Annotated in this window: 14 protein-coding genes and 1 tRNA gene; 6 read left to right on the forward strand and 9 right to left on the reverse strand. The window is 57.9% G+C overall.

The window, feature by feature from the left end; genetic code table 11:
- Positions 1–145 precede the first annotated feature (145 nt).
- The 3 genes from HMPREF9161_RS06610 to HMPREF9161_RS06620 all read left to right on the forward strand — a co-directional run bounded on the left by HMPREF9161_RS06610 (position 146) and on the right by HMPREF9161_RS06620 (position 2,030).
- The gene (locus HMPREF9161_RS06610; RefSeq protein ID WP_009728913.1) at positions 146–646 is read left to right on the forward strand and encodes a hypothetical protein; all 501 of its coding nucleotides are present in this window, start codon (positions 146–148) and stop codon (positions 644–646) included.
- A 153-nt stretch (positions 647–799) separates the two neighbouring features.
- Positions 800–1,270, forward strand: coding sequence for a hypothetical protein (locus HMPREF9161_RS06615; RefSeq protein ID WP_009728914.1), 471 nt, complete (start codon positions 800–802; stop codon positions 1,268–1,270).
- Entirely contained in the window at positions 1,263–2,030 is a 768-nt protein-coding gene (locus HMPREF9161_RS06620; RefSeq protein ID WP_009728915.1) for a DUF1828 domain-containing protein, read from the forward strand. Before HMPREF9161_RS06615 ends, HMPREF9161_RS06620 begins: the two co-directional genes overlap by 8 nt.
- A gap of 136 nt (positions 2,031–2,166) precedes the next feature.
- Here the strand turns inward: HMPREF9161_RS06620 and HMPREF9161_RS06625 are convergent, their stop codons facing one another.
- Complete coding sequence (locus HMPREF9161_RS06625) at positions 2,167–4,794, reverse strand: heavy metal translocating P-type ATPase (RefSeq protein ID WP_009728916.1); 2,628 nt, start codon at positions 4,792–4,794, stop codon at positions 2,167–2,169.
- A gap of 573 nt (positions 4,795–5,367) precedes the next feature.
- Between HMPREF9161_RS06625 and tnpA the strand changes: the two genes are divergently transcribed.
- The gene (tnpA, locus tag HMPREF9161_RS06630) at positions 5,368–5,841 is read left to right on the forward strand and encodes an IS200/IS605 family transposase (protein WP_009728917.1); all 474 of its coding nucleotides are present in this window, start codon (positions 5,368–5,370) and stop codon (positions 5,839–5,841) included.
- 120 nt (positions 5,842–5,961) lie between these two features.
- Here the strand turns inward: tnpA and HMPREF9161_RS06635 are convergent, their stop codons facing one another.
- The 7 genes from HMPREF9161_RS06635 to HMPREF9161_RS06665 all read right to left on the reverse strand — a co-directional run bounded on the left by HMPREF9161_RS06635 (position 5,962) and on the right by HMPREF9161_RS06665 (position 13,224).
- Positions 5,962–6,594 carry a flavodoxin gene (locus HMPREF9161_RS06635; protein WP_009728918.1) on the reverse strand — a complete coding sequence of 211 codons (633 nt, stop codon included), beginning with the start codon at positions 6,592–6,594 and terminating at the stop codon, positions 5,962–5,964.
- A gap of 226 nt (positions 6,595–6,820) precedes the next feature.
- Positions 6,821–7,858: an aldo/keto reductase gene (locus HMPREF9161_RS06640; protein ID WP_009728919.1), complete on the reverse strand. Its 1,038-nt coding sequence runs from the start codon at positions 7,856–7,858 to the stop codon at positions 6,821–6,823.
- 154 nt (positions 7,859–8,012) lie between these two features.
- A complete protein-coding gene (locus HMPREF9161_RS06645; protein ID WP_009728920.1) occupies positions 8,013–9,005 on the reverse strand; it encodes an alpha/beta hydrolase in 993 nt (330 codons plus the stop codon).
- A 22-nt stretch (positions 9,006–9,027) separates the two neighbouring features.
- On the reverse strand, positions 9,028–9,966 hold the full coding sequence (locus HMPREF9161_RS06650; protein ID WP_009728921.1) for an aldo/keto reductase: 939 nt from the start codon (positions 9,964–9,966) through the stop codon (positions 9,028–9,030).
- A gap of 164 nt (positions 9,967–10,130) precedes the next feature.
- The gene (locus HMPREF9161_RS06655; protein ID WP_009728922.1) at positions 10,131–11,051 is read right to left on the reverse strand and encodes a DUF3829 domain-containing protein; all 921 of its coding nucleotides are present in this window, start codon (positions 11,049–11,051) and stop codon (positions 10,131–10,133) included.
- A gap of 133 nt (positions 11,052–11,184) precedes the next feature.
- Positions 11,185–12,180 (reverse strand): hypothetical protein, encoded by a 996-nt coding sequence (locus HMPREF9161_RS06660; protein ID WP_009728923.1) that lies wholly within the window; start codon positions 12,178–12,180, stop codon positions 11,185–11,187.
- Between the two features lie 3 nt (positions 12,181–12,183).
- Complete coding sequence (locus tag HMPREF9161_RS06665; protein ID WP_037348631.1) at positions 12,184–13,224, reverse strand: hypothetical protein; 1,041 nt, start codon at positions 13,222–13,224, stop codon at positions 12,184–12,186.
- Between the two features lie 204 nt (positions 13,225–13,428).
- Between HMPREF9161_RS06665 and HMPREF9161_RS06670 the strand changes: the two genes are divergently transcribed.
- A tRNA-Thr gene (locus HMPREF9161_RS06670) sits at positions 13,429–13,504 on the forward strand.
- A 321-nt stretch (positions 13,505–13,825) separates the two neighbouring features.
- Here the strand turns inward: HMPREF9161_RS06670 and HMPREF9161_RS06675 are convergent.
- Positions 13,826–14,563 (reverse strand): NAD-dependent protein deacylase, encoded by a 738-nt coding sequence (locus HMPREF9161_RS06675; RefSeq protein ID WP_009728925.1) that lies wholly within the window; start codon positions 14,561–14,563, stop codon positions 13,826–13,828.
- 627 nt (positions 14,564–15,190) lie between these two features.
- On the opposite strand from HMPREF9161_RS06675, the gene HMPREF9161_RS06680 reads away from it, so the two are divergent.
- Positions 15,191–17,221, forward strand: coding sequence for an OPT family oligopeptide transporter (locus HMPREF9161_RS06680; RefSeq protein WP_009728926.1), 2,031 nt, complete (start codon positions 15,191–15,193; stop codon positions 17,219–17,221).
- The last annotated feature ends 107 nt before the right edge of the window (positions 17,222–17,328 follow it).

Raw genomic sequence — 17,328 nt, forward strand, 5'->3', positions numbered from 1 at the left:
AAGGGAAGTTATCTAACGTATAATTTGTAAAACGATAGGTCTGCCAACAGGATATATTTTTATCATATGTTGCAGGAATATTTTGGAAAGAATAGAATACTAATATAATACTAATGATGAAAACATAATCAAGAAGGAAGTTATTATGAAAAAACATATCAGTACACTGTTTGTTTTCATTGGTTTTTGGCTCTTAACATCTACGACATACGCCGCTAATTGGGAAAAAATAGATTCGACACGTAAAGCAGATTGGTTTTTCGATACCGACAGTATCCGCTACGAATTAAAGCATGATGATCTAACAAATCAAGATGTGCCAGACACTACAAAAATCACTTATTGGGAGAAAGCTGTTATTCCAGACAAGGTGTTAGAGGATGCGAAAAAGAATGCTTATAAAACACACAAAATATTAGCAACAAAATACAGGCTGCGGATTATAACACTTTCTCTACCTCATAGGACATTCACCGTTCATGAGTCAATACAATATACGCCTTACTGGATCATTCTTTTTCATGATACAAAAGAGTCATCAGAAAGAATAGTACCTGGAACCAGGGGAGAGAAAATATATAACGTGATTCGAGAATATGCCCGCACGCATTATGACCAACTCGTGAAGAATGCTTACGGGAATTAAACTTTCGGGGCGGCTATCAAAATGAGTCCGTCTTTGTACGGTGATAGTTGCTTTGGTTGAGTTTGGTTCCCATGCATCCATTAAAAGTTCTCAGCCTTGGTTTATTAGTAAACATCATACGGAAAAAGCCTACTAAAAGGAAAGGAATTCATCATGGATTTGGGGCAAGCCGAGATCAATACGCTTTTAGCAATAGAAAAATATCTAACCGATCCTAAATCTGTTGGTATTCCGAAAGCAGGCAGGACAGAAAAGTTTTCTTTACGGTATCATCTAAAAGAATTAGATCATGATGATATGCATGTATCGGCATACAAAGGGAAGAAAGATCCGCGAAAGGCATCGTACCGACTGATATACGAGGGGAATATTATACTGATTCGTGTAGATCTCGGAGACCGCTCTCCCCACATCAACCCGGACGGTGAAATCATCCCGGCGATGACACCGCATATCCATATATTTAGAGAGGGATTTGAAGATCGCGTCGCGTATCCTTTACCATCAGAATTCAAAGACTCTAACGATTTAATACAATCCTTGAAAGACTTTTTGTCTTATGCTAAAGTCATGAATGTATCAGAGGTTGAAATAAGGGCGCAGGAGGTGTTGCCGTATGAGTAACTCTGTACTGGCTGACAATTATTATAACTGGCTGAGAGAAAATACGCTCGAAGAGGAGCTGCCGAACGGCTGGGTTGTGATGGGCACGCCTTTTGTTGATCGGCACAATGACGGATTGACGATTTATATTAAAAGAGATATGGGGGACTTTGTGCTTTCCGACGATGGGTATATTATCTCAGATCTTACCAGTGATGGAATTTCATTGAATTCTCCCAAAAGGAAAAATATGATGGATAAAATCCTTCAAGGATACGGCGTATCAAATAAATCCGGTGAACTCACGATACGCGCCTCTAAGGAGAATCTTCCGCAGAAAAAACACATGCTCATCCAGGCGATGCTTTCGTTGAACGATATGTTTATGGTGAGCAGCAAAAATGTGAAGTCTGTCTTCCTCGAGGATGTTGCTCGTTTTTTTGATGAGAATAATATCGTAAATATACAGGATGTTAGTATTACTGGTGCGAGTGGATTTTCCTTTAAAATAGATTTTGTTATTCCTGCCATTAAGGCGAAGAGGAAACCTGAGCGTATGATTCGCGTATTTAATGCGCCTAGAGAGGATCGAATAAAGAGCCTGCTTTTCGAGTGGGGTGATGTAAAAAAACAGCGCCGCCGTGATACAGAGTTGGTTACTATTCTAAATGATGAAAAACGCATAGATGATAAAATCGTCTACGCATTGAATCAATATGAGACACAGTTTATCCTGTGGTCAAAGCGAGGAGAGGCCGTTTCTGATCTTTCTGCCGCATAAAGTAAAGCGGCAGACTCTGTAACAATAAAATATATGATATGCCCGGTGTCATTTTTCTGGAAGTAGCTTATTATAAAAAGGCTCTAATGTACAACATCAATTGTGCATTAGAACCTTTTTGTATGCTTTGTATTTCTTAGCCGAGCTCATAGCCCGCGTCGTCGAGGATGGCGGCGAGCTCCGTGTTCGGGATGTCGCGCGGGGTCTTAAAGGTCGCGGTGCCCGCTTCGAGGTTCACGCTGACATCCGAGACGCCCTCCATGCCGGAGAGCGCTTTCGTGACGTGCTTGACGCAGTTCGGGCAGGTCATGCCCTTGACGTTGATTGTTTTTTCCATGGTATTTCCTTCCTTTCCGGAGCTGCCGGCGGCAGACTCCTCCATATCTTCACCCCGATCATCGGGGAGTGAAAGCTCCAAAATATTGACCTCCGCCGTGGGCGCATCCGTCGCAGCCTTCTCCTCGTGCGCGATGGCAAAAAAGCGCAGGCGCAGGGCGTTCAGCACGACGCAGACGCTCGACAGGCTCATCGCCGCCGCGCCGATCATGGGCGAGAGCTTGATGCCAAACGCGGGATAGAGCACGCCCGCCGCGAGCGGGATGCCGATGATGTTGTAGAAAAACGCCCAGAAGAGATTTTCCTTGATATTGCGTATGACCGCACGGGAGAGGCGCATTGCAGATACGGCGTCCAGCAGGTCGCTGCGCACGAGCACGGCATCCGCGCTCTCGATGGCGACGTCCGTGCCCGCGCCGATGGCGATGCCGAGATCCGCCTGCACGAGGGCGGGTGCGTCGTTCACGCCGTCGCCGATCATGGCGACGCGGTGTCCCTCAGATTGAAGCCGCTCGACGTGGACGCGTTTATCGCTCGGCAGGACGCCCGCAATGACCGTCTCGATGCCGAGCCGCGCGGCGATCGTGTGCGCGGTGCGCTCATCGTCGCCCGTCAGCATGACGGGGGTCAGCCCCATGCGCTTCATCTGCGCGACGGCCGCGGCGCTCGACGGCTTCTCCGCGTCGCGCACGCCGAGGAGCCCCGCGATGCGCCGGTTGCGAAGGACGATGAGCGCGGTCTCGCCGCGATCCGCCATCTCCTCCATCCGCGCGCGGACAACACCCGGGAGGTCAATTCCCATTTCATCGAGCAGGGCGGCATTGCCCGCCGCACACGATGCGCCGCCGACCGTGCCGCGTACTCCCTTGCCAAAGACCGCTTGAAAATCGGTGACGGGCGGGACGGTGAGACCGCGTGTCGCCGCATAGCCCGTGACGGCGGCAGCAATGGGATGCTCGCTGCCCGCTTCGAGCGCGGCGGTGAGCCGGGTGAGTTCGTCCGCCGTCATGCCCGCGGGCGCGACGCTCGTGAGCTGCGGGCGTCCCGCGGTGAGTGTGCCCGTCTTGTCCATGAGTACGGTGTCGATGTTCCCTGCGGTCTCAAGCGCCTCGCCCGACTTGATGAGGATGCCGTGCGCCGCGCCGCGTCCCGTACCGACCATGATGGCGACGGGCGTTGCGAGCCCGAGCGCGCACGGGCAGGAGATGACGAGGATGGAGATGACGATGGAAAAGGCAAACTCGGTGTCCGCGCCCATGGCGAGCCATACGCCGCCCGCAATGAGGGCGATCACGATGACCGCGGGGACAAAGACGGCGGACACGCGGTCGGCAAGGCGCGCGATTGGCGCCTTTGACCCGCTCGCATCATCCACGAGACGGATGAGCTTCCGGATCGTCGTGTCCTCGCCGACGCGCGTTGCGGCGAATTGGATCGTCCCTTCGACGTTTAGCGTGCCGGAGGTGACGGTATCGCCCGGGGATTTCGTCACGGGCATGGATTCGCCCGTGACGGCGGATTCGTCGATGCTCGTTGCGCCGTCCGTGACCGTGCCGTCCACGGGGATGCGTGCGCCCGGGCGGACGACGATGATGTCGCCGACCGTGAGCGATGCGACGGGGACGGTCTCCTCGACGCCGTTTCGCACGACCTGCGCCTCGGCGGGGGCGAGCTGCATGAGCGCCTTGAGCGCGCCCGTGGTCTGCCCCTTTGCGCGCGCCTCAAGATATTTCCCCACTGTGATGAGCGTGACGATCATGCCCGCGGATTCGAAATAGAGGTTCTCGCTATACGCCTCCACAAGCGCAAGATCGCCGTGTCCGAGCCCCCAGCTCATGCGGAACATGGCAAAGACGCCGAAGAGGGCGGACGCCATCGAGCCGATCCCCACGAGCGAGTCCATGTTCGGCGCGCCCGTCAGGAGGTTGCGGAACCCATGGACGTAGTAGGCGCGGTTGACGTACATGATCGGCAGGATCAGTACGAACTGCGCGAGCGCGAATGTCAGCGCGTTCTCCGCGCCGTGGAATACCGCGCCGAACGACGACGGGTACGGGATGCCGAGCGGCATGAACATGTGGTGCATCGCGATATACATCGTCGGCAGGAGGAAGATGATCGAGATGAGAAGCCGCGCCTTCATCGCGCGAATCTCTTTCTCGGCGGTATCTTCCGCGGATGTGGCGGCAGGCGATGCGCTCTGCGCGCCGGCGGCGGATTTCACGCGCGCCCCGTAGCCGGCGTCCTCGACGGCGGCGATGATGGCGGCGGGACTTGTGCGTCCTTCGTCGTAGGAGAGCGTCATCGTATTCGTCAGCAGGTTCACGCTGACGTCCGCCGTCCCCTCGACTTTTTTCGTCGCCCGCTCGACGCGCGCGGAGCAGGCGGAACAGGTCATGCCTGTGATGGTGAAAGATTCTTTTACCATAAAATCCCCTTTAAGGCGTGACAGCCGATCTTGGCGCCTAGCGTCGTTATTCGTCGAATCCTGCGCTCGACGTAGCGCTTAACTACGCCTTCGCTTGTATTCTCCTCATGCCTAGCTATGCATCCAAGCTTGACTGTCACTTAGGTTGCGGAGGCGTGACGCGGGATTTTCGCGCATAGTTGTGTCACTGCGAAAAATCCTGCGGTTGACGTAGGTTTCATCTACGCCTGCCCTTGGATTTTTCTCGTTCCTTGCTCTGCATCGAAACTTCCGCGTTACTTAACACACGCATCGCTCCCCCCACGTGCGATACGCACATATATTGTAACTTGATGTTTTTCTATTATATCACGCCTTGGCAAGAGGAGCTGTGCTTTTATGAAAATGTCAAGAGTACAAAAGAAAAAGACGACAGACCGGTTCATCTGTCGTCTTTTTATTGTATAAAGAAAACCACGTGATAGTCGCGTGGTTCCAAAGAGCTTAAGCGGTGAAAAAAATATACCCTAGTATGGTAGACTAGAGCCGAGCCTGCCAGCTTAGCAAGAGCAACCGTACTAGGGAGGTCACATAATGTCAAAACAACAAAATGCAGACAGACATAGTTTAGCACATACGAGGTGGAATTGTAAGTACCACATAGTATTTGCCCCGAAATATCGGAGGAAAGTGTTTTATGCAGAGAAACGGACGGCAATACGAGAGATATTGCGGACGTTATGCCAGTGGAAAGGAGTAGAAATAATCGAAGGAGAGGTGTGTCCGGATCATATCCACATGCTGATAAGTATCCCACCGAAAATGAGTGTATCGGGGTTTATGGGGTATCTAAAAGGCAAGAGCAGCTTAATGATATTCCAGAAGTTTGGGAATATGAAATTTGCATATAGGAACCGGGAGTTTTGGTGTAAAGGTTACTATGTGGATACGGTAGGGAAAAACACGAAGGCGATAACAGAATACATCGAAGGTCAACTGAAACGAGACAGGGAATCTGATCAGTTGAGTTTATTTGACCCAAGAGACCCATTTATGGGTGGCAAGTAACAAACGCATGGCTGGCAGGCCAATAAAAAGCGTACTTGTACGCCGCTAGTAATATTAGGGCTATGCCCGAAAATGAAAAACCACCCGCTACGCGGGTGGATATTTATTTGTGCAAAAATTCTACTCAATCAGCCCGATTTCCTGAAAGCATTGGCCGAGCGTATCGTCGGAGGCGTCGGGCTCAAACCGTTTGCCCTCTTTCCAGGTCGCTGCGCCGGTCGTATTGACGGCAAGCGCCGCGGCACTGCGGTCGATGTCGCTGCTGCCGGAGGTGCAGATCGGAACGATGGTCTTGCCGGAAAAGTCGTAGCTCTCGACGAAGGTGTCGATGATGCGCGGCTCCTGCCCCCACCAGATCGGGTAGGCAAGCACGACGGTATCATATTGATCGAAATTCTCGATCTTGTTCTTGATCTTCGGGCGGGCGGAGGGATCGTTCTGCTCCCGCGTTGCGCGCGAGGTCTTGTCGTTGTAGTTCAGATCCGCGCTCGTATAGGGCTCCGCGGGCTGAATCTCAAAGACGTCGGCGCCGAGGACGTTTGCCGCGTTGCCGGCGAGCTTCTTCGTGTTCCCCGTGCCGGAGAAATAGACGACAAGCGTTTTGCCGCTTTGGGTCTTGGGCGCGGGGGCAGAGGATGGGGCCTCTTGTTTCGGCGCGCCGGCTCCCGCGGCGTTCTTTTCGGAAGAACTTCCGCAGGCGGTCAGCAGGGCTGCCATGAGCAGTGCGGTGAGGATACACAACAGCTTCTTCATCTTCGTTACCTCCAATCTAAAATCTCTTATGGTCTGAGCATAACGCTTTGTGCGCGGCACGTCAAGGGAAAGTAGGTTTATCGGTCGTTTATTTTATCGATTTGCGGATTCCCATTTGTACGAGCCCCTTCTTCACACAGTATGCGCCTATGGCGCACAGCCCCATGAGGCGGACGATGAGGAGCGGGTACGGGGCGCCCGGCAGATGCCGTGCGGGCGCCGCAGATCAAAGCCGCTGCTTGCCGACGCTCCAGACCTTCTTTTCGCGCGCGGTCTCGGGACGGTTCTGCGCCATGACACCCGAGAGCGGGTGCGGCACGTAGGGCTCTTCGAGATAGGCAATCTCGTCCGCGGTCAGCTTGAAATCGACGGCCGCGGCGGGCGCGTCGATATGGCGCGTCTTCGTTGCGCCGACGATGGGCGCGGTCGCCTTCGTGAGCAGCCATGCGAGGGAAATCACGGTCATCGGGACACCGTGCCGATCCGACAGCTCCCGGACGCGGTCGACGATGCGCGCATCCTCGTCCGCCGTCGCGTCGTATTTGAACCGTGCGTAGCTGTCTTCCGCAAGGCGTTTTGACGTCTCGCCGGGGCGGCGGGAGAGGCGCCCGCTTGCAAGCGCGCTGTACGGCGTCGTCGCGAGATGCCTCTCGCGGCAGTAGGGGAGCATTTCGCGTTCCTCTTCGCGGAAGATCAGGTTCCAGTGGTTTTGGACGGAGACGAACTCCGCCCAGCCGCGGTCCCGCGCGAGGGCGTTCATTTCGGCGACCTGCCACGCGAATGCGTTCGCGATGCCGATATACCGCGTCTTGCCCGCGTGCACCGCCGCGTTCAGTCCCTCCATGATCTCCTCCATCGGCGTGTTGTAGTCCCACATATGGTAGATGTAGAGGTCGACATAATCCATGCCGAGATTCGTGAGGCTCCCCTCGATCATGCGGCGGATATGCTCTTGCCCCGAGATGCCCGCCGCGATGTCCTCCTGCGTGCGCGGCAGGAACTTTGTCGCCAGGACGACCTTCTCCCGCCGGGCGAAATCGCGGAGCGCGCGCCCGACGTACCGCTCGCTCGTGCCGCTCTGGTAGGCGATGGCCGTGTCAAAGAAGTTGACGCCCCGATCAAGCGCATGCTTGATGATCGCGCGCGTCTCCGTTTCATCGACCGTCCAGCTGTGTTGTCCGCACGCGGCGTCGCCGAATCCCATGCAGCCGAGACAGATGCGCGAGACCTTGAGGCCGCTTGTGCCGAGTTTCGTATATTCCATGGGTACCCTCCGTCTCAGATATCCGGGCGCGCTTGCTTTATGCGCGCCGCCTGATTTCATCCTATCACCTCGAGCGCAGTCTAAGTCAAGCAAGAAAAAGAGGAGAACCCGTACGCTTCCGTATCGTACAGATTCTCCGATTGCTTTTGAAAAACTAATTCATATGCCGTCGTACGAAGTCCGCCATCTCGTGCAGGGACTGCACGCTTTCGTCAAGCTCCGGCAGGAGCAGGGCGAAGTCGTGCGGCATCCCGGGGTAGACCGTGAGCGTAACGGTGACGCCGTTCGCCGCAGCCTTTCTTGCAAGATCCTCGTTTTCCGTCAGGAAAAGCTCATCGCCGCCGGTCTGGATGAGCATGGGCGGCAGTCCCGTAAGATCGGCATAGACGGGCGAGACGCGCGGGTCGGTGAGCGCGAGTTCCGGCGCGTAGACGGCGTGCGCGACCGCGTCGTAGAGCGGCGTGTTCGTGCCGAGGAAGGCGTCCTTATCCGCATTTGTCGTGCGGGATGTCCCCTTCTCATGCACGAAGGTTGCCCACGGCGAGGCGAGGAGGAGGACGCCCGGCATCGGCTCGTCGTGCGATTTGAGATCGAGGAGGAGTTCGAGCGCAAGGTTGCCGCCCGCAGAGTCTCCGACGAGGATGATATGCGCGGGATCAATGCCGCGCGCGATCAGCCCGCGGTAGACGGCAACGGCATCCTCGAGCGCCGCAGGATACATATAGGTCGGTGCGGTGCGGTAGTCCACACAGTAGACCTCGGCCGCGTCCGTCAGCACTGCCTGCCGCATCGCGAGCCTGCGGTGGGCATCGCTCATGCCGAGCACATAGCCGCCGCCGTGGAGCTGGAGCAGGACGCGCTTCGTCTTTTGCTGCGCCGCACTCATATGATCGACGGGAACCCCGCCGATCTTCGTCTGCTCCCATGTCCATCCGTCGGGTGCGGCAAATGCCTCGTGCGCCGCGCCCTCCTGCGGGTGGAACACGCGATCCGCGACGTCTCGAATGTAGCTCTGCTGCTCGACGCCGTGTAACGTAAGACCGCGGTCGGGGACGACAAGCGGCGCGGTCGCCCCGGGAAAGGGGGCGAGGGCGATGCTCGCGGCGGCAAGGGCGGCGAGGAGGAGACGGTTCATGCTGCGTTTCATCAGGGTCTTCCTTTCCGGCAAATTACTTCATTTCCTTTTCCCATGCGCGGATGATGCTGAAGTCGAGTCTGTCCGCCGTATCCTCGAGCAGAGAGATCTCCTCGAGGGTCAGCGCGATGGAGGCGGCGCGCACGGCATCCGCAACGTGATGCGGCTTCGTCACGCCGATGATGGGGAGCGTCCCCTTGCCGATCGCCCACGCGACGGGGATCTGCGCGATCCCGACGCTGTACTTATCCGCGAGCGTCCCCAGCGCCGCGTTCAGCACCTCGATCTTGTCGAGGACGGGGTTGTAGGTCGCTGCGCGCGCCGAGCCCTCAGGCATGGGGTGATGCGTGTCGTACTGCCCCGAGAGCGCGCCCTGTTCGAGCACCATGTAGGAGAAGAACCGGATGCCGCTTGCGCGGCAGTAATCAAGGATGCCCGATTCCTCCGAGGAGCGGTTCAGCAGGCTGTAGTGGTTCTGCACGGCGCCGAGCTTCAGCCCGTGTTCGCGGAGAATCCCGTCCGCCTCTTTGATCTCCTCGATGTTGTGGTTCGAGACGCCGATCATCGGCGCGTCCGCCCTGCCCTCGAAGAACTCTGCAAGGGCGCGGATCCAGCGCGGCGCGTCGACGGGGTTGTGCACCCAGTAGATATCGATGTTCTCGACGCCGAGGAGCGCGCGCTGTTTCTCCCACATGTCCTGCACGGGCGTGTCCGATTCGTAGTCCATGCACTGCGGCGTGAGCTTGTCCGAGACGATGTACTTATCGCGCGGCAGTCCCCGCAGGAACGCGGCGAGCATTTTCTCAGAGGTCCCCATGCCGTAGGCGTACGCCGTGTCCCAGAGGTTCAGTCCCGCCGCCGTCGCCGCGTCGAAGATCGGGCGGAGCGAATCCTCCGTGTAGTTCGTGCCGAATGTGCCGTCGTTGCCCCACGCCCATGCGCCGAGCGCGATCTTTGGCAGTTGTGCCGTCATTGTATCTGCCCCTTTCTATCGATGCGATCCATATGGCTGCATTTAGTATAGCACCGGGAGTACGGTTGAGGTCAAGAAAAAATCATGCGGGCACGGCATACAAAAATACCCCGCAGGATGCGTGCCCGCGGGGCGTTTCGTTCCAATGAAGTTTTCAGCGGCGCCTACTTCTTCCCGCCGTCGAGTTCGTCCATATCGACCCGGTTCGAAGTGTTCACGGTGTCGTTGAAGTCGTCGATGACTTCGTTGCCGTCTTCCTTGCCCGCAAGGTAGCTGCGGAAGGTGCCGATGAACGTATTGACTTCACGCTTGTACGACTTGGTGTCGCTCGTGTCGGGGAGCTGTCCGGCGAGGTTCGTGATCTCGGCGATCTTTGCCTCCGCGGCCGCCTGATCGACCGGCTCCTTGTCGAGCATATCGACGAGGTCGCGTACCTTCATGGTCAGTTCGATGAAGTTCGCGGCGTTGGGCCTGCCGTTTTTGCGCATCTCCTCGAGCTGTGCGGCGCGCAGCTCTTTGTGGTGCAGGGCGACGGCGGCGTCGAGTTTTTGGTAGGCGGCATCGAACTTGTCATAGAGCGGGAGATACTGCGCAGTCATCTCGGCCGCTCCTTTGTGGCCGTCGTTCATGTAGGTCTTGGCCGAGTAGTAATCGTCCATCTTCTGCGCAAGCGGCGCGAGGTCCTTGAGCACGGCGATGACGCCGTCGGCAGCTTCGTCGACATCCTTGTAGACGCCGTCGGCAGCCTTATTGGCGCGCGCCGCCTCGAGGGCGGTCTTCAGCCCGTCAAAATCCGGCACGGAGATATTGTCGGACTGCACGCCGTCGCGCATCCTTTGGAGACTAGGCTCGTAGCTGAAGGCAAATGTGACGTAGCTGTCGTTGTACCGGTTCGTCGCCTCGACGTAGGGCATGAGCGCCGCAGTCTTGCTCTCGACCGAGTCGCCGGAAAGCATGGACGAGACGGCGGAGCCGGCCTTTTCGGCGGTGTTGCCGGAGCAGCCGGTCATGAGCGCGGCGGGGGCGAGCAGGAGCCCGCCGATGACAAGAACGGAGAGGGTACGACGCATCGGATGATGGGACATGAAGATCCTCCTTCGATTCACAATACACGGCCGGTCGGATCATATCTCCGACCCATTTATCATTAGAAACGATAATCTCAGTATAACCGAACCGAATATTTGTGTCAAATTTAGGACAAATCTCTCATATGTGCTAGCCGATTCCGACGATTGCGCCGAGCCCGCGGAAGATGCCGCCGATGACATTGCCGATGATATTGCCGCCGCCGCCTTGCTTTTTCACGCGTTTCTCGACGCGTTCAAGCTGGGCGGAAAGCGCGGTATCGGTCTTGTCGGAGGCCTCCCACGCGCGGCGGAGGAACTGGGCGGCCCACTTGTATTTCTTGTGGCGCTCGCAGATGAGCCCGTAGTACTGGTCGCTGCGCCAAAGCGGATAGACCGTGCTCTCGCGCGTGACGTCGTCCGCGGCGGCGAGGCTGCGCACGGCGTTTTCGTCGTCGCCCATCTCGTAGTAGGCGCGCCCGCGCAGAACGTGCGCGTAGGCGAGCGCATCGCCCGTGACGCGCGGGTCGCCGATGAGGCGCGAGATCTCCTGTACGGCTTCGGCGGGCTGCCCTGCTTCGATGAGACGCGCGGTCTCGTCAAAGATCGCCGTATAGGGGAGCGTGTCCTCGAGCCGTGTGCCGTGCGTCGCTGCCGCCGCATTCTTCGCGACTTGTTCGCGGATGCGCAGGGCGCTGTTCTGCGCCTTCAGCGCGTCGCGCTCCCGCTCGAGACGGGCGATTTCTTCCTTTTTATGCGCGAGGGATTCGACATCGACCTCTTCGGTATCCACCTCACAGGTGAGGCGGACGCGGTACTGCCACGCTCCGCGCACGGTTTCGGGGACGGCTTCCTCCTTGATGATCCGCAGGATCGTGCCCGCGACCGTGCGCACCTCGTCCTTTGTCAGCGTGAGGTTCTTCGCTTCGGTATAGCTCTCGACGTAGACGCCCGCCTGCTCGACGGCGGCGCGCATGGCCTCCTTGCGGGCGGCGTCGCGCGCGTCCTTCGGCGCGTCGCTGTCGCCCATGACGTAGACGCCCTCGGCTTCGATGATCTGCGGGGCGGCAAAGGCGCCGCGGCTGCCGAGCGGGCAGCCGACGAGCATGAGGAGTACAAAAACGAATAGGACCGTCCGTGGTCGCATGATTTATCCCTCCTGTCGGTCTTGGCGGTCCTGTTCCATGGATCCGCGAATGATCTCGGTAACGATCTGCGTCCAGTTGATGCCGCGTTTCGCGCCGCCGTCGCCGCGCTCCATGTGGCGCCGTTCCTGCTCCGCCTTGTGTTCCGCGCGGCGCAGGTTCATCCAAAGCTCGTCGTCGGTCTTATCCGAGGCGTCCCATGCGCGGCGCAGCTCCGCCGCCGCGTCGTCGTAGCGTTCCGCCTCGTAGTAGATCTGTCCGCGGTACTGGTGCAGGCGCCAAATGGGGTAGACGTCGTTCGTGTGCGGGGTGCGGTCCGCCGCGTTAAAATCTGCGAGCGCGAGTTTATCGCTGCGCAGCTCGTAGTAGGCGCGCCCGCGCAGGTAATAGGCATAGGCCCGCGCACTGTCCGTCACGGTCGGATCGCCGACGATGCGTGAGAGCTCTTCGATGGCGCGGCGTTCTTCGCCGCGCTGAATCATCGCCGTCGCTTCGTCAAAGACGCGCCCGAGGGAATAACTCTCCTCAAGTTGGGCGCCGATGGCTTTTTTCTCCGAACCCTCGGCGCGTTCGTAGCGGGCGAGGAGATCGTCGTTTTGGCGTTTTAGCGCGTCGCGTTCCTTTTGGAGGCGCGCAATTTCGGCCTTATTGGACGCAAGGGCGGCGATGTCGACCTTTGACGCGTCCACTTCGCAGACGAGATGTACGCGGTAGCGCCACGCGCCGTCGACGAGTTCGGGCGTCGCCTGCTCCTTCAGCACGCGCAGAACGGTGCCCGCGACCATGCGCACCTCGTCCTTCGTGAGCGTGAGGTTCTGCGTCTCGGTGTAGCTCTCGACGTAGACGCCCGCCTGCTCCGTCGCCGACCGCATCGCCTCCTGGCGCGCCGCGTCGCGCGCGATCTTCGGCGAGTCGTTGTCGCCCATCATGTAAACGCCCTCTGCCTCGATGATCTGCGGGGCGGCTCCCGCCGCGGGCGAAGCGAGCAGCAGATAGAGGCTGAGCGCAAAGACGGCGGCGCATGCGCCGCGTAATTTTTGTACCATCATATATCTCTCCTTGGCCGCGTGCGCCGACGCTGTACGCGGCTCTTCTCTTATCCATGAGTTCAACCGTATTGTTCCAAAACTCCATTAAATCGCTGTGAAAGGAGCATTAGGACGGCGTTGTATTTTCCCCGCCGTACGCGGAAAAAACTTTGCGCGCGGGGTTGACAGTCCTTATCTTTTTGGATATACTTACTGGGCGATGCTGATTTAGCTCAGTTGGTAGAGCAGCTCATTCGTAATGAGCAGGTCGTAGGTTCAAGTCCTATAATCAGCTCCATCTTGAAATAAGCGAGGCTCCCGAGAGATCGGGAGCCTTTTTGTGTGCATGAAGCGGAAATTCAGCGTAGAGCCGCAACCTCAGTGATGCGGAAGTTTCGATGCATCGCACGGAATGAGGAGAATACGAGCGAGGCCGTAGTTAAAAGCCTACGTCGAGCGAAGTAAAGGGCGACATGACAAAGCGAGGCGCGAAAATCCTACGTCACACCGCAGCCTAAGCGACGCGCAAGCTTGGATGGATAGCTAGGAACTAGGAAAATACAAGGGTAGGCGTGGTATAATACCTACGTCAACCGCAGTATTTTCCGCAGTGACGACGCTAGGCGCCAAGATCGGGCGTCGCATCATGCAGCACATCCCCGATCGGCTCCCGTATCACCAGCTCCGCCCGCCCATCGGCGCGCGTCTCCGTGCGGTTGATGAGGACGAGGTGATCCCCGCGGAAATAATCGATCAGTCCCGCTGCCGGATAGACGATGAGCGAGGTGCCGCCGATGATGAGCGTGTCGGCGGCGCGGATCGCCGCGACCGCGCCCTCGACGGTGTCGGTGTCGAGGCTTTCTTCATATAATACGACATCGGGGCGGACGATGCCGCCGCACGTGCAGTGCGGTACGGGGCGGTTGTGCAGGATAAAGTCGAGTTCGTAATGCGCGCCGCAGTCCATGCAGTGCGCGCGGCGGATGGAGCCGTGCAGTTCATAGACGGTCTTCGAACCCGCCGCCTGATGCAGTCCGTCGATGTTCTGCGTCACGACGGCGGCGAGGATGCCCCGCCGCTCGAGCTCCGCGAGCGCATAGTGTCCGGGGTTCGGCTCTGCGGCGAGGTAGACAAAACGCGATCGGTAAAAGTCGAAGAACTCCGCCGGATGCGCGATAAGAAACGAGTGCGACGCCATCTGCTCGGGGCTGTACTCTTTGTGCAGCGTCTCGCTGTAGATGCCGTCCGCACTGCGAAAATCCGGAATGCCCGACTCGGTCGACATGCCCGCGCCGCCGAAGAACACGGCCCGCGTGCTCTTACCGAGGATTTCCCGAAGCTGTGCAATTTTATCCATGATATCCTCCTTCCGTCGATCCTGTTTCTTTTCTTATTTTATCGGCTCTGCGGCGGAAATGCAACAAGTTGGTTCCGTCGGGATAATTTTCTTATTTTTATAATTTTGTAAGACAAAAGTAAAAAATGTTATACTCTAATGAAAAATAAAGTTTACACAAAGTATACATATTCTCATACGACACGAACGAATCCGCAGCAACGGGATCCCTGCGCTCTATCGGTACGCCGGCATCACCACAGGAACTGCCGCGGCGGTTCGTTCGTGTTTTTATTTCTTAAATAATGTCTGCGGGAGGGGGGACGGGGATATCCGGAAAATTAGGCAATAAACGATTAGGGGCAGATGCAAAAATCGGGCGCTGCCACCGTAATCTAAGCGATGCGGAAGTTTCGATGCACAGCGAAGCGTTCGACAAAATGACGCGGCTATGCGCGAAAAATACTGTACTCGACGTAGCCTTTAACCGCCTTCGCCCGTATCGAACCGCCGCATCCGTTCTTCGCGTGATGCGGCGGATTTTCTCTTGTATACCTTTCTGTCGCGGCGCCGTTTCTTTCATATACTCGTAAACTATGATATAATAAGTAACAGTTTTGAAAATTTATGAAAAGGGGCAATGCATGTATGAAGCACGAAGAAACCGAGTTTATGCGGCACGATCTGCGCCTGCCCGAGCTTACCGTCCGCGGTATGGTGCTCGGCGCGATTCTGACGATCATCTTCACCGCGTCGAACGTGTACCTCGGACTGAAGGTCGGCCTGACGTTCTCCTCGGCGATCCCCGCGGCCGTTATCTCGATGGCGGTGCTGAAGATGGCAAAGGACGCCAACATCCTCGAGAACAACATGGTGCAGACGCAGGCGTCGGCGGCGGGCACGCTGTCCTCGATCATCTTCATCATCCCGGGGATGCTGATGATCGGCTACTGGCAGGGGTTTGAGTTCTGGCAGACGCTTCTCGTCTCGGCCTGCGGCGGCTGCCTCGGCGTGCTCTTTACGATCCCGCTGCGACGCGCGATGGTTGTCCACAGCGACCTGCCGTACCCCGAAGGGCTCGCGGCGGCGGAGATCCTCAAAGCCGGCTCGCATGAGACGGTCGATGGACAACCTGCCGGCACGGGGCTCAGGGAAATCTTTTCCGGCAGCATCATCGGCGGTATCATTGCCCTTTGCACGAGCGGGTTCCAAGTGCTCACGAGCACGTTTACCGTTTGGGTAAACGTCGGCAGAGGAATGACGCAGCTGCCGCTCGGCTATTCCTCTGCGCTCGTCGGGGCGGGGTACCTCATCGGGATCGGGAGCGGACTCGCGATTCTGGTCGGCGTCCTGATCGCGTGGGGCGTTTTCGTACCGTATTTTACGAATGTGCTGCCGCTGCCCGACGGCATGACGATGCAGGCGTTTGCGAACGACGTTTACCGGAACAAGGTGCGCTTCATCGGCGCGGGCGCGATGGGCGTGGCGGCGATCTGGACGCTGATCACGCTCTCGCGGCCGGTCATTGAGGGCATCCGCGAGTCGTTCCGCATGATGCGGATGCCGCAGGAGCAGAAAAAACTGCACCGTATGGATATCGACATGTCGCTGAACTCGATTCTGCTGGTCTTTGCTGTGACGGTTGTGGGCCTGCTCGGCGTGTTCTACGTCTTTGTCGCGCCGGAAACCCTGCCGATGGGGCAGACGCTTTCCATCGCTCTTGTCGGCGTCCTCGTCGCAGTGCTCATGGGGTTCTTCGTTGCTGCCGCCTGCGCCTATATGGCGGGGCTCGTCGGCACGTCGTCCAGTCCGATCTCGGGCATCGGCATCCTCGGCATCATCGTCTCGTCCCTCGTGATGTACGCGCTCTGCTCGTCGTTCGGCATCTTTGACCTGCCCGGCGGGGAGAAATTCGCGACGGCGACGGCGATCTTCACGACGAGCATTATTCTCGCCATCGCCTGCATCTCGAACGACAACATGCAGGATCTCAAGACCGGCTGGCTCGTCGGCGCGACGCCGTGGCGCCAGCAGGTCGCGCTGCTCCTCGGCTGCGTCGTTGGCGCGTTCGTCATCGCGCCCGTCTTGAACCTCCTCTATGAGGCGTACGGCTTTACGGGCGCGCTCCCGCGACCCGATATGGATCCCGCACAGGCGCTCGCCGCGCCGCAGGCGACCCTCATGACGACGATCGCGCAGGGGATTTTCTCCGGAAAGATCGCGTGGGAGTATATCTATATGGGCATCGGCATCGGCGTTTTGCTCGTGCTGGCCGACGTCTCTCTCAAGCGCTTTACGAAGAATCTCTATCTGCCGCCGCTTGCGGTCGGCATGGGCATCTACCTGCCGCCGTCGGTACAGACGCCGCTCATCGTCGGCGCGATCTTCGGCTATATCGTCAACAGGCGAATCAAGGCGACGCGCAGTGCGGAAGAGGAGGCGGAGGCACGCCGCCGCGGCACGCTCTTCGCGTCGGGCCTCATCGTCGGCGAATCCATCATCGGCGTTCTGCTCGCGGGTCTCATCGTGGTCTCCGTCTCGGGCGGCGGCGGCGAAGAACCGCTCCGTATGGTCGGCGGCGACTTCGCGGCGACGGCCGAATACCTCGGACTCGGCGTCTTTATCCTCGTCCTGATCCTCTTTGAGCGGTTCGTCAGCGGTACGTTTGCAAAGAAATAAGCGGCGCGCTGAAAATATAATATCCTCCGCGCCGATGAAGCCGCGGTCATACGAAAAGCCCCGCACGGGCGAGTCCTGTGCGGGGCTTTGCTGTTGCGCTATATTTA

Source organism: Selenomonas sp. F0473 (assembly GCF_000315545.1).
GTDB lineage: Bacteria > Bacillota > Negativicutes > Selenomonadales > Selenomonadaceae > Centipeda.

Coding starts and splice junctions, on each gene's coding strand:
- HMPREF9161_RS06660 (WP_009728923.1), bottom strand. CDS start 12,180: ATGCGACCACGGACGGTCCTATTCGTTTTTGTACTCCTCATGCTCGTC.
- HMPREF9161_RS06675 (WP_009728925.1), bottom strand. CDS start 14,563: ATGGATAAAATTGCACAGCTTCGGGAAATCCTCGGTAAGAGCACGCGG.
- HMPREF9161_RS06655 (WP_009728922.1), bottom strand. CDS start 11,051: ATGTCCCATCATCCGATGCGTCGTACCCTCTCCGTTCTTGTCATCGGC.
- HMPREF9161_RS06635 (WP_009728918.1), bottom strand. CDS start 6,594: ATGAAGAAGCTGTTGTGTATCCTCACCGCACTGCTCATGGCAGCCCTG.
- HMPREF9161_RS06620 (WP_009728915.1), top strand. CDS start 1,263: ATGAGTAACTCTGTACTGGCTGACAATTATTATAACTGGCTGAGAGAA.
- HMPREF9161_RS06625 (WP_009728916.1), bottom strand. CDS start 4,794: ATGGTAAAAGAATCTTTCACCATCACAGGCATGACCTGTTCCGCCTGC.
- HMPREF9161_RS06650 (WP_009728921.1), bottom strand. CDS start 9,966: ATGACGGCACAACTGCCAAAGATCGCGCTCGGCGCATGGGCGTGGGGC.
- tnpA (WP_009728917.1), top strand. CDS start 5,368: ATGTCAAAACAACAAAATGCAGACAGACATAGTTTAGCACATACGAGG.
- HMPREF9161_RS06665 (WP_037348631.1), bottom strand. CDS start 13,224: ATGGTACAAAAATTACGCGGCGCATGCGCCGCCGTCTTTGCGCTCAGC.
- HMPREF9161_RS06645 (WP_009728920.1), bottom strand. CDS start 9,005: ATGAAACGCAGCATGAACCGTCTCCTCCTCGCCGCCCTTGCCGCCGCG.
- HMPREF9161_RS06615 (WP_009728914.1), top strand. CDS start 800: ATGGATTTGGGGCAAGCCGAGATCAATACGCTTTTAGCAATAGAAAAA.
- HMPREF9161_RS06640 (WP_009728919.1), bottom strand. CDS start 7,858: ATGGAATATACGAAACTCGGCACAAGCGGCCTCAAGGTCTCGCGCATC.
- HMPREF9161_RS06680 (WP_009728926.1), top strand. CDS start 15,191: ATGAAGCACGAAGAAACCGAGTTTATGCGGCACGATCTGCGCCTGCCC.
- HMPREF9161_RS06610 (WP_009728913.1), top strand. CDS start 146: ATGAAAAAACATATCAGTACACTGTTTGTTTTCATTGGTTTTTGGCTC.